Annotated in this window: 5 protein-coding genes; 1 reads left to right on the top strand and 4 read right to left on the bottom strand. The window is 64.9% G+C overall.

Annotated elements, in window-relative coordinates; all coding sequences use genetic code 11:
* Nucleotides 1-5: 5 nt before the first annotated feature.
* Both NP552_RS03810 and NP552_RS03805 read right to left on the bottom strand, forming a co-directional pair.
* Nucleotides 6-2,159, bottom strand: a complete 2,154-nt coding sequence (locus NP552_RS03810) for a type I secretion system permease/ATPase (RefSeq protein WP_043864131.1) — start codon at nucleotides 2,157-2,159, stop codon at nucleotides 6-8.
* 28 nt (nucleotides 2,160-2,187) lie between these two features.
* A complete protein-coding gene (locus NP552_RS03805) occupies nucleotides 2,188-3,561 on the bottom strand; it encodes a TolC family outer membrane protein (RefSeq protein ID WP_043864130.1) in 1,374 nt (457 codons plus the stop codon).
* 510 nt (nucleotides 3,562-4,071) lie between these two features.
* On the opposite strand from NP552_RS03805, the gene NP552_RS03800 reads away from it, so the two are divergent.
* Nucleotides 4,072-11,193, top strand: coding sequence for a retention module-containing protein (locus NP552_RS03800; protein WP_274096445.1), 7,122 nt, complete (start codon nucleotides 4,072-4,074; stop codon nucleotides 11,191-11,193).
* Between the two features lie 124 nt (nucleotides 11,194-11,317).
* Here NP552_RS03800 and NP552_RS03795 read toward each other — a convergent pair whose 3' ends face one another.
* Complete coding sequence (locus NP552_RS03795) at nucleotides 11,318-11,740, bottom strand: YbaN family protein (RefSeq protein WP_370409172.1); 423 nt, start codon at nucleotides 11,738-11,740, stop codon at nucleotides 11,318-11,320.
* Nucleotides 11,694-12,281 (bottom strand): UPF0149 family protein, encoded by a 588-nt coding sequence (locus NP552_RS03790; RefSeq protein WP_054916593.1) that lies wholly within the window; start codon nucleotides 12,279-12,281, stop codon nucleotides 11,694-11,696. Before NP552_RS03790 ends, NP552_RS03795 begins: the two co-directional genes overlap by 47 nt.
* Nucleotides 12,282-12,506 lie beyond the last annotated feature (225 nt).

Below are 12,506 nucleotides of genomic sequence, written 5' to 3'. Positions count from 1 at the left end.
ACCCCTCAGAGTGCAGAGCCGACACGGCCCTTGCGCAGTGCATCGATGACCGCGTCCTTGGGCCCGTCGGCCACCACCTTGCCGTTGTCCAGCACCACCAGGCGGTCGACCAGGCTGAGCATCGAGGTGCGGTGGGTGACCAGCAGCAGGGTCTTGCCCTGCACCCAGCCGTGCAGGCGCTGGCGCAGCTGGTCTTCGCTGCTGTTGTCCATATGGCTGGTGGGTTCGTCGAGGATCAGGATCGGCGGTTCCAGCAGCATCGCGCGGGCCAGCAGCACGGTCTGGCGCTGGCCGCCGGAGAGCAGCATGCCGCGCTCGCCCACCGGCCGTTCGAAGCCTTGCGGGTGCTGGCGGGCCAGTTCGCTCACGCCGGTCATCTCGGCCACTTCGAGCATGCGCGCATCGCTGACGTAGCGTGCGCCCAGGGTCAGGTTGTCGCGCAGGCTGCCGGCCAGCAGCGGCAGGTCATGGGCCACGTAGCCGAGCTGCTGGCGCAGGTCGGCGATGTCGAGCTGGCGCAGGTCGAGGTTGTCGAGCAGGATCTGCCCCTCTTCGGGTTCGTAGAAGCCCATCAGCAGGCGTGCCAGGGTGCTCTTGCCCGAGCCGCTGCGACCGATGATGCCGATGCGTTCGCCCGGCTTGACCGTGAAGCTCACGTTGTCCAGCGCTGCGGCGTTCTGCCCGTTGTAGCGGAAGGTCACCTGGCTGACCTGCAGCGCGCCGTGCAACTGGGTGCGCTCCAGGGTCTGCTGGCCGGCAGGGCGTTCCTGGGGCAGGGCCATCAGCGCGTCGGTGCTGTGCATGGTCAGCTGGGCCTGCTGGTAGCGGGTGATCAGCCCGGCGATCTGGCCCAGTGGTGCGAGCACGCGGCTGCCGAGCATGTAGCTGGCCACCAGGGCACCCACGCTGAGGTTGCCGGCAATGATGCTGTACACCCCGGCGACGATGGTGGCCATGCCGCACAGCTGCTGGATGAACAGGGTGCCGTTGGTGGCCAGTGCCGAAAGGTTGCGCGCCTGTACGTCGAGGCGGGTGAGGGCGCCGTGGGTGCTTTCCCACTGGTGCTGGCGCTCGCTTTCGGCCCCGCAGGCCTTGAGGGTTTCCAGGCCGCCCAGGGTCTCGATCAGCAGCGCCTGGCGCAGCGCGCCCAGGCTCAGGCTTTTTTCCACGGTATCGCGCAGGCGTGCCTGGATGAACAGCGCAAAGGCGATGGTGATCGGAAAGGCCACCAGCGGAATCACCACCAGCCAGCCGCCCAGCAGGCCGATCACCAGCAGCATCAGCACCACGAAGGGCAGGTCGATGACGCTGGTCAGGGTCACCGCCGTGAGGAATTCGCGCAGGCCCTGGAAGTCGTGGATGCTCTGGGCGAAGCCGCCGATGGTGGCCGGGCGGGCCTTCATCGACATGCCGGTGATGCGCTCGAACAGGGTGGCCGACAGGATCAGGTCGGTCTTCTTGCCGGCCTGGTCCAGCAGGTGCGCACGCACCACGCGCAGCACCAGCTCGAACAGGGTGCCGAGCATCAGGCCGATGACCAGCACCCACAGGGTGGAAGTGGCCTGGTTGGGCACCACCCGGTCGTAGGTCTGCATCACGAACAGCGGCACCATCAGGCCCAGCAGGTTGATCAGCAGGCTGGCCAGCAAGGCGTCGCTGTAGAGCCAGCGCGACTGCTTGAGGGTGTCACGGAACCAGGCGTTGACCCTGGGCAGCAGCGGTGTGCGCAGGTCTTCGACCTCGTGGCGCGGGCGTGCGAACAGGGCCTGGCCGCTGTAGACGTCGGCCAGCTCCTGGCGGCTGACCCACTGCTCGCCGCCTTCGGCTTCACTGGGCAGTATCAGGGCCTGGTCGTTCTCGCCCCAGCGCCGCAGCACGGCGCTGCGGCCATCGGCAAGCAACAGCAGCACCGGCAGGTTGAGCGCCGAGATCGCGCCCAGCTCGCGGCGCAGTACCCGTGCCTGCAGGCCGGCCCGGGCCGCTGCGCGCGGCAGCAGGTCGAGGCTCATGCGCTGTTCGGCCAGCGGCAGGCCGGCACACAGGCTGCTGCGACTGACCGCAGCGCCGTGCAGCTTGCACAGTATCAGCAGCCCGTCGAGCAACGGGTCATCGAAGCTCTGGCGCGGGTCGGCGGTGCCGGCCGGCTGCATGCTGGTCATGGGCGGCTCCTCGGGCGGTCGAACGTGTTCAACGCAGGTCCGGCAGCGTGGCGTCGCTTCTGACTTCGCTGCGTGCAATGGCCTCCGGTGGCAGCGAGATCTTCTGTTTGCTCAGCAACTCGCCCATGTTGGCCAGCACCCGGTACATCGAGAACTCCTCGGTGTAGCGCACTTCGGTGTAGCGACGGTTGGCGTTGTACAGCTCGTTCTCGCTGTCGAGCAGGTCGAGCAGGGTGCGTTGGCCCAGGCCGAACTGATCCTGGTAGGCGGCGCGCACACGGGTGGTGGTGTCGGCGTATTCGCGTGCAGTCGGGGTTTGCAGGCGCGCGTTGGTCATGGCGTTCCACGACAGCGCGAGGTTTTCGTTGAGGGTGCGCAAGGCGTTGTTGCGGATGTCCATAGCCTGGTTGATCTTGTGCGCATCCGACTGCAGGCGGGCCTTGTCGCTGCCGCCCTTGAACAGGTTGTAGCTCATTACCACGCCGGCTCGCCAATCGCTGTTGGCATGCCCGGGTTCACCGGCGATGTTGTTGTTGGCGCCGGTGGCGAGCTCTGCATCCAGGCGCGGGTAGAACGGCGACTTGGCCACTTCGTACTGTTGCTCGGCGGCCTGGATGTCGGCCTGGGCCGACTTGAGGTAGGGGTTGTTCTGCAGCATGGCCTGGCGCGCCTGGGTCAGGTCGCCGGGCATCTCGCCCTTGATCGACACCGGGGTTTCCAGCTCGTCGGGGGCACGCCCGACCACGCTGATGAAGTTGGCTTCGGCATCGGCCAGGTCGACCTGGGCGGTGTACAGGTTGTTGTCGGCCAGCGCCCGGCGTGCGGTGGACTGGTCGAGGTCGGCATTGCTGCCCACGCCGCGCTCGCTGCGCAGGCCGATCTGGTCGTTGACGCGCAGGTGTGCCTGCAGGTTGTTCTTGGCCAGGGTCACCAGCTCGCGGCGCTTGAGCACTTCCAGGTACACCTCGATGGCGCGCAGGGCGATGGTCTCGGAGGTGGCCTGCACGTAGTAGGCGCGTGAATTGACCACGGCCTCGGTGCGGCCCACTTCATTGGCGGTATTGAAGCCGTCGAACAGCATCTGGCGCAGGCGCAGTTCGGACTGGGTGTAGTTCAGGGTTTCCTTGTTGTGATTGCGGCTGCCGTCGGCGTTGAAGCCGCGGGTGTTGGTGTTGTCTGAACGTTCGCGTCCGTAGCCGGCCACCAGGTCGACGGTGGGAAAGTAGCCCCCTCTGGCCACCTTCACATCCTCGTCGGCGGACAGCCGGCTATTGATCCCGGCCTTGTTCTCCGGGTGGTAGTCCACGGCGCTCTGCACGGCTTGTGACAAGGACATGGCCTGCGCGTTGGCACAGATCATGGCGAACAGAATCGCGCTGCTGATGGGGGTCAAAACGCGCATGGATGACATCTCCCTGATTTCTTGTGGTCTCTCAATCGCCAAAAAAATGACGAAAAATGGAGGTCAAACCGTTTCAGGCTTGTAACAACAGAGCTAAGAACATTTAACGGCCAACCTAAGAAGTATTTCTCATAACCGATATGCGAAAAAAAACTTATGCGCTGTGCTCAAAGCAAGACATTGTTCTCTTCAGATAGCTCGAAAACAGGCGCAGATGTTGGCCTGTCAGGGCGTCCGATAAAGTTCCTCGTTTTTTGCAGCATTGGGTATGGAGTGAGCGGAGGGGAGGTCAACGCGGCGAAATATGGCGACAAAATTTTGGCTCATGGCCGATTGCCAGATCGCAGCGTGACTTAACCGGAGTATGGGCAGGCCGAATGCATTGATTTCGTTGAGATCGGTGCGTGCGGTCGCAAGGTTGTTCTCCGAGTCGGCCGGGCATTGCCCGCGCCAGGTTTCGCGATACCCCGGCACGTGTTTGCGAAAACCTTCGGCAATGGAGGCATGCTCATGGCTAATTTGATCGGTGTGGTCAGCAAGGTTGTCGGCCAGGTATTCGCGGTAGCGGCCGATGGCGGTCGACGTGCCCTGGTGGAAGGCGACCGCCTTTATGCCGGGGAACAACTGGAAACCGGCGCGGCCGGGGCAGTGGCGGTGCACCTGGAAAACGGTGCCGAGCTGACCCTGGGCCGTGACAGCAGCCTGCAGCTGTCTCCCGACCTGCTGGCCAACCATGCCTCGCACGTGAACGCGCCCGAGACGGTGACGCCCAGCCAGGCACAACTGACCGATGTGGAGAAACTGCAGCAGGCCATTGCGGCGGGCGCCGACCCCAGCCAGGAGGGCGAAGCTCCGGCGGCGGGCCCCGGCAACGGCGGTTCGCCAAGCGCATTGGGCGGCGGCCATTCGTTCGTGCAGCTCACCGAGGTGGGAGGGCACCTGGACCCGGTGATCGGCTTTCCGACGGCGGGTTTCAACAGCATCCCCGAGATTCCCGAACCCTGGATTGGCGCGCGGGGTGATGACCAGGGCCCTGGCGGTTTCGTGCCGCCGGTGATCCCGCCGGTTGAGCCGCCCATCGACCACCCGGTGACACTGGACGGGCTGGAGGTGAATGGCGGTGAACTGACCGTGTACGAGAAGAACCTGGCCGATGGCTCAAGCCCCGATAATGGCGCGCTGACCCAGAGCGGCAGCTTTACCGTGCATGCCCCCGATGGCCTGCACACGCTTACCGTCGGGGGCATCAACGTGGTGATCGGCGGGGTGGTCAGTGGTTTTCCGCAATCGATCACCACGGGGCTTGGCAATACCCTCACCATCACCGGCTACAACCCCGCCACAGGCGTGGTGAGCTACAGCTACACCTTGCTCGACAACGAAGCTCATCCCGCTGGCCAGGGCATCAACAACATCGGTGAGAGCTTCAGCGTGGTGGCCATCGACAGCGATGGCAGCAAGGCCACCGGCAGCCTGGACGTGAACATTGTCGATGACGTGCCGCAGGCCAGGCCCGACAGCGCCTCGGTAGTCGAAGGCGGTACCGTCACCGGCAACGTGCTGCACAATGACAGCCTGGGCGCCGATCGCCCGCCGGTCGAGCACACGGTGGTCGGTGTGCGGGCCGGCTCCGATACCTCGACATCGGCCATCGGCTCGCTGGGCGTGAACATTGCGGGTACCTACGGCACGCTGGTGCTCAACGCCAACGGCGAGGCGGTGTACAAGGCCGACCCCAACGCCGTGCCGCCAGCGGGCGCGACCGATGTGTTCACCTACACCATCCGCGATGCGGACGGCGATGAAAGCACCACGACCATCACCATCAACGTCACCGACAGCAAGCTCGTCGCCTGCCCGGACAGCGTCACGGTGTATGAAAAGGCCCTGGACCTGGTCCAGGACCCGCAAGACCTTGCGCCGGGCACAGTGGTGGGCAGCAACCCGGGCTCGGCGGGCGAGACCGCGACCGGAACGCTGGCCGGCTCGGTCGGTGGTGGCTCCGGCGCGCTGACCTTCACGCTGGTGGGCAGCAGCACCGGCGCCTACGGGCAGATCCAGATCAACGCCGACGGCAGCTACAAGTACACCCTGACGTCCGCGCCGCAGGTGGGCGGTGGCAACGACGGGGCCAATGTGGTCACCTCCGAAACCTTCACCTACAAGGCTACCGACGCGCTGGGCAACAGCGTCACCAGCACCATCGTGATCAAGATCGTGGACGATGTGCCACGGGCAGAGTCGGACAGCACCACGGTGGTGGAGGGCGGTACGGTCACCGGCAACGTATTGGACAACGACACGCTGGGTGCAGACGGCGCAGCCCAGGGCGGTGCGGTGGTGGGTGTGCGGGCGGGCGCCGACACCTCCACCTCGGCCATCGGTTCGCTGGGCGTGAGCATCGCCGGCACCTACGGCACGCTGATCCTGAACGCCAATGGCGAGGCGATCTACAAGGCCGACCCCAACTCGGTAGCGCCAACCGGCGCCAAGGACGTGTTCACCTACACCATCCGCGATGCGGACGGCGATGAAAGCACCACGACCATCACCATCAATGTCACCGACAGCAAGCTCGTCGCCTGCCCGGACGATGACATCAAGGTGTACGAGCGCGGGCTGGACCTGGTGCAGGACGCCTGGGACCTGGCGCCTGGCACGGTAGAAGGCAGCGCGCCGACCAGGGCCACGGAAACCTCGGTCGGCAACCTTCAAGGCCGGGTGGGCGGTGGCTCCGGTGCCCTGACCTACAGCCTGGAAGGCAGCGCCATCGGTAACTACGGGCAGATTCAGATCAACGCCGACGGCAGCTACAAGTACACCCTGACCTCGGCGCCGCATATCGGCAACGGCAACGACGGCGCCAACGTCGTGAGCACCGAGACCTTCACCTACAAAGCCACCGATGCGCTGGGCAACAGCGTTACCAGCACCATCGTGATCCATATCGTCGATGACATGCCCATCGCCGAATCGGACAGCGCCACGGTGATGGAAGGCGGTACGGTCACCGGCAACGTGCTGCTCAACGACATCCTGGGTGCAGACGGCGCAGCCCAGGGCGGTGCGGTGGTGGGTGTACGGGCAGGCTCCGATACCTCGACCTCGGCCATCGGTTCGCTGGGCGTGAGCATCGCCGGCACCTACGGCACGCTGATCCTGAACGCCAATGGCGAGGCGATCTACAAGGCCGACCCCAACTCGGTAGCGCCAACCGGCGCCAAGGACGTGTTCACCTACACCATCCGCGACGCGGACGGTGACGAAAGCACCACGACCATCACCATCAATGTCACCGACAGCAAGCTCGTCGCCTGCCCGGACGATGACATCAAGGTGTACGAGCGCGGGCTGGACCTGGTGCAGGACGCCTGGGACCTGGCGCCTGGCACGGTAGAAGGCAGCGCGCCGACCAGGGCCACGGAAACCTCGGTCGGCAACCTTCAAGGCCGGGTGGGCGGTGGCTCCGGTGCCCTGACCTACAGCCTGGAAGGCAGCGCCATCGGTAACTACGGGCAGATTCAGATCAACGCCGACGGCAGCTACAAGTACACCCTGACCTCGGCGCCGCACATCGGCAACGGCAACGACGGCGCCAACGTCGTGAGCACCGAGACCTTCACCTACAAGGCCACCGATGCGCTGGGCAACAGCGTTACCAGCACCATCGTGATCCATATCGTCGACGACATGCCCATCGCCGAATCGGACAGCGCCACGGTGATGGAAGGCGGTACGGTCACCGGCAACGTGCTGCTCAACGACATCCTGGGTGCAGACGGTGCAGCCCAGGGCGGTGCGGTGGTGGGTGTACGGGCGGGCGCCGACACCTCGACCTCGGCCATCGGTTCGCTGGGCGCGAGCATCGCCGGCACCTACGGCACGTTGATCCTGAACGCCAATGGCGAGGCGATCTACAAGGCCGACCCCAACTCGGTAGCGCCAACTGGCGCCAAGGACGTGTTCACCTACACCATCCGCGACGCGGACGGTGACGAAAGCACCACGACCATCACCATCAACGTCACCGACAGCAAGCTGGTGGCCTGCGCCGATACCGAGGTGAAAGTCTACGAAAAAGCGCTGGACCTGACCCAGGACCCGCAGGACCTGGCCCCGGGCACGGTGGTGGGCAGCAACCCTACCTCGCCTGGCGAGACGGGTACCGGCACCCTGGTCGGCTCGGTCACGGGCGGTTCCGGCGCGCTCACCTACACGCTGGTGGGCAGCACTACAGGTGCCTATGGGCAGATTCAGCTCAATGCCGACGGCAGCTACAAGTACACCCTGACCTCGGCGCCGCACATCGGCAACGGCGACGACGGGGCGAATATCGTCACGTCCGAGACCTTTACCTACAAGGCGACCGACCAACTGGGCAACAGCGTCACCAGCACCATCGTGATCAAGATCGTGGATGACGTGCCAAGGGCGGAGTCCGACAGCACCACGGTGGTGGAGGGCGGTACGGTCACCGGCAATGTGCTGGATAACGACACATTGGGGGCAGACGGCCCGGTCCAGGGCGGGGCGGTGGTGGGTGTGCGGTTCGGCGCCGACACCTCGACCTCGGCCATCGGCTCGCTGGGCGTGGGCATCGCCGGCACCTATGGCACCCTCATCCTGCATGCCAACGGCGAGGCCGAGTACAAGGCCAACCCCAATGCGGTGACGCAGGACGGTGCCCAGGACACCTTCACCTACACCATTCGTGACGCGGACGGCGACGAAAGCACCACCACCATCACCATCAATGTCACCGACAGCAAGATCGTCGCCTGCACTAACAACGAGGTCACGGTGTACGAGAAGGCCCTGGACCTTAGTCAGGATCCGAACGACCTCGCCCCCGGCACTGTGACCGGCAGCGACCCCGGCTCAGCGGGTGAAACCGCGACCGGCAGCCTGGTGGGCTCGGTCAGCGGAGCCAGCGGCGCGATCACCTATACGCTGGTGGGCAGCAGCACGGGCGCCTATGGGCAGATTCAGCTCAACGCCGACGGCAGCTTCAAGTACACCCTTACGTCCGCACCCAAAACCGCAGGCGGGCTCAACGACGGCCCCAACGTGGTCACCAGCGAGACCTTCGTCTACAAGGCCACCGATGCGGCCGGCAATTCGACCACCAGCAACATCGTGATCAATATCGTCGATGACGTGCCCACAACGGCTGACGCCGTGCGCTCGACCACGCCGGGGCAGGTGGACACCAACGTCATGCTGATCATCGATGTGTCCGGCAGCATGGCCGACAATTCCGGGGTGCGCGGCCTGTCGCGCCTGGAGCTGGCCAAGGAGGCCATCGGCGCACTGCTGGACAAGTACGACGACATGGGCGATGTGAAGGTGCAGGTCGTCACGTTCTCCACCGGTGCCAGTGATCGCACCGACGTGTGGGTGACGGTGGCCGAGGCCAAGGCCCTGATCAAGGACCTGACCCCGGGTGGCTCGACCTATTACGACTCGGCAGTCAACGTGGCGCAGACGGCCTACCAGACGCCGGGCAAGCTGGAGGGCGCGCAGAGCGTCAGCTACTTCTTCTCGGACGGTGCGCCGACCTCGGGGCATGCCCTGACCGAAACGCGCACCGGCAACTGGGAGAACTTCCTGGGCGACAACGGCATCAAGTCGTATGCGATCGGGCTGGGCAGCGGCGTCAACACCGGCAATCTCAACCCGGCTGCCTATGACGGCAGTACCCACACCAATACCAACTCGGTGGTGGTCACCGACCTGGCGCAACTGGACAACGTGCTGTCGGGCACCGTGCAGGGCGCGCCGATCACCGGCAGCCTGATGAGCGGTGGCGACTTCGGTGCCGATGGTGGCTTCATCAAGTCGCTGTTGATCGACGGCACCACCTACACCTTCGACCCCAAAGGCAACGCCAACCAGCCCAGCTATGCAGCCAGTGGCGGCGCAGACCGCGGCACCTTCGACGCGAACACCCACAGCATCACGGTCAAGACCGCGCTGGGCGGGACGCTGGTGGTGGACATGGACAACGGCCAGTTCACCTATACGCCGCCCAAGGACAGCGGCAGCAATCAGGTGGAGACCATCCGCTTCGTGGCCAGCGACAACGACGGCGACCTGAGCGGTGCCAACCTGGTGATCAACGTCAACACCAATGCTGCGCCGGTGGCCGGTGCCGATCATGTCATCACCAATATCCTTGCGCCGAGCATCAGCGTGCCGGCCGCCGCCTTGCTGGCCAACGACAGCGACGCCAACCACGATCGCCTGAGTGCGGCGCCGATCACCTTCAACACCGGCTGGACCAAGGGGGCGGATTTCACGGCCGGCAACGGCAAGACGGTCATCACCTTCACCGGCCAGGACGACACGCTGGCCAATCAGGAGCGGGTTCTGGCGCGCAGTGCCTTTACCGGCGCAGCCGGGTCGATGACCGCGGCGCTGGTGGTCAGTGGCTACCTGGGGGCGGTGAGTGCTGCCAATGGCAATGACGAAGACGTGATCAAGGTAAGCCTGCGCGAGGGCGAAACCCTGACCCTGGACCACAACCGCACCGCTGATCGCAACTTGCTGATGCAGTGGAAGGATGAGGGCGGCACCTACCACACCATCGCCGATGGCGGCAGTTTCACCGCCAGCCATGATGGGGTGTACAGCATCCATCTGGTCAACCAGGTCAATGACGACGGCGGCAAGGGCGCAGAAAGCTACCAGCTGAACATGTCGATCAACTACGCCGGGGCGCATGACTACACGCCCACCTACAACGGCACCTATACCGTCAGCGACGGCCATGGCGGCAGCGCCACGGGGGCGGTGGACATCACCTACCAGGCCGGCAGTACCCTGGAAGGCACCAGCCACGACGACGTGCTGCTGGCCGGGAGCGGTGATGACGTTCTCAATGGCGGTGCAGGCAACGACGTGCTGATTGGCGGCGATGGCAACGACAAGCTCTACGGGGGGGATGGCAACGACCTGTTGATCGGCGGCAACGGCAACGATCTGCTCGACGGTGGCGCTGGCAACGACACCGCCAGCTACGCCGGGGCGAGCGCTGGGGTGACGGTGAGCCTGGCGCTGACCGGTGAGCAGAACACGATCGGCGCCGGGCTCGACAAGCTGGTGTCGATCGAGAACCTGATCGGCTCCGACCACGACGACAAGCTGACCGGCGACGACAACGCCAACACGCTGATCGGCGGCCTTGGCAACGACATCCTGATCGGGGGCGGTGGTGACGATCTGCTGATCGGCGGGCCGGGCAACAATACCCTGACCGGTGGCGCGGGCAGCGATACCTTCCTGTGGCAACAGGGCAATACTGGCCACGACAAGGTGACCGACTTTACCCCGGGTACCGATCGGCTGGACCTCTCGCAATTGCTGCAGGGCGAGAACGCGACGTCGGCGTCGCTGGACGATTACCTGCACTTCACTGTGACGGGCACGGGCAACGGCGTGATATCGACCATCCAGGTGAGTGCGGTGGCCGGCGCGGCGCCGACCCAGACCATCGAACTGGCCGGCGTGGACCTTGCCCATCACTATGGGGTGACGGCGGGCGCGGGTGGGGTCATCTCGGCGGGCGCGGATACAGCCACGGTGATCAACGGGATGCTCAATGATCATTCGTTGAAGGTGGATACGGTGTGACATGAGGCGTAGATGGCGCAGCTGACCTGCCGCTGCCATCGCGGGCCAAGCCCGCTCCCACAGGAGCAATGAAGTAGCTGTGGGAGCGGGCTTGGCCCGCGATGGGGTGGGCGCGTGGTTGCGCCTAGGTACGCTTGCGCAAGGTCTTCTGCCGCGCGATGTACACGGTCACCAGTACCGCACTGGTGAGCATGAACCCGCGTGCCCACGGCAAGGGCACCAGGTAGCACGAAAAACCTATGCTCAGCCACATCAGCCCGATGGCGTATACCTTGGCCTTGAGCGGAATGCCCTCACCGCCCAGGTAGTCGCGAATCCACGGCCCAAGCCGCGGGTGATTGACCAGCCATGCGTGAAAGCGGGGCGAGCTGCGCGCAAAGCAGGCTGCCGCCAATAACAGAAAAGGGGTGGTCGGCAGCACCGGGAGGAAGATGCCGATCACCCCCAGCGCGACGCTGAGCCAGCCGATGGCCAGCAGCAGGTAGCGCATGGATGCAGACTCAGTGGTGGCGAGGCTTGAGCAGCGCAGGTTTCTCGTCCGGGGCATGGCACAGCAGGTACAAGGCCGTCAGCGCCTCGGGGATCTGCACGATCATGTCGTCCATCAGGTTGGCGTCGCTGGCGATGTCGGCGAACTCGGCCTCTTCGTCGAACAGGCCGGAACCGACCATGATCGGCAGCAGCATTTCGCTGACCTCTTCCTCGGCGCTTTCGAACCAGGCCGCTTCACGCAGGAACACCCCTTCCATGAAGCCGATGCACCAGCCGCGCAGCTCGGAGTCGTCCGGCTCGTCGCCAAGGTCCAGGTCGCACGGCAGCTCGAACTCCTCATCGCTGGCCAGTTGGCGGGCGATGTGATCCTTGAGCTTGATCAGTGTGCTTTCGATTTCTTCGCGCTGGGCCTCGTCCTTGTAGTGCGGCGGCTCGGCGAACAGGGCGTCGATCCATTCACGCTCGGGAACGGCTTCGGAGCAGATCGACAGCGCGGTCAGGTAGCCGTGTGCGGCAACGTAGTCCAGCGCTTCTTCGTGCAGCTCGTCAGCGTCGAGGAAGGCTTGCAGGCGGGTTAATTGCTCAGCGAAGGACATTACAGGGCTACCTTGGGAATAAACGATGCTGGAATTCTAGCATCTTGCGGCGCCTGCGAGGCAAAGGATGACGCCTATCGCAGAGCCCCCTGCACGGGCGCCGTGTCCGGTATAATGCCCGGCTTTTGCGCCCGGTCACGCCAGCATGCGGCCCCGGCAAAAGCCGCTTACGCAATTTCAGGTGTGGCGGGGAAGCTTTTCATCCAGCCTGTGGCCAGGATGGTT

It is taken from the genome of Pseudomonas sp. 8209, from assembly GCF_028682105.1.
Classification (GTDB): domain Bacteria; phylum Pseudomonadota; class Gammaproteobacteria; order Pseudomonadales; family Pseudomonadaceae; genus Aquipseudomonas; species Aquipseudomonas palmensis.
The sequence above is the reverse complement of the archived record's forward strand: the minus strand, read 5'-3'. Positions and strand labels throughout refer to the sequence as shown.

What these genes read in the sequence shown, in the direction of transcription:
- NP552_RS03810 (WP_043864131.1), bottom strand. Translation starts at nt 2,159, where the DNA reads ATGACCAGCATGCAGCCGGCCGGCACCGCCGACCCGCGCCAGAGCTTC.
- NP552_RS03805 (WP_043864130.1), bottom strand. Translation starts at nt 3,561, where the DNA reads ATGCGCGTTTTGACCCCCATCAGCAGCGCGATTCTGTTCGCCATGATC.
- NP552_RS03800 (WP_274096445.1), top strand. Translation starts at nt 4,072, where the DNA reads ATGGCTAATTTGATCGGTGTGGTCAGCAAGGTTGTCGGCCAGGTATTC.
- NP552_RS03795 (WP_370409172.1), bottom strand. Translation starts at nt 11,740, where the DNA reads ATGCCCCGGACGAGAAACCTGCGCTGCTCAAGCCTCGCCACCACTGAG.
- NP552_RS03790 (WP_054916593.1), bottom strand. Translation starts at nt 12,281, where the DNA reads ATGTCCTTCGCTGAGCAATTAACCCGCCTGCAAGCCTTCCTCGACGCT.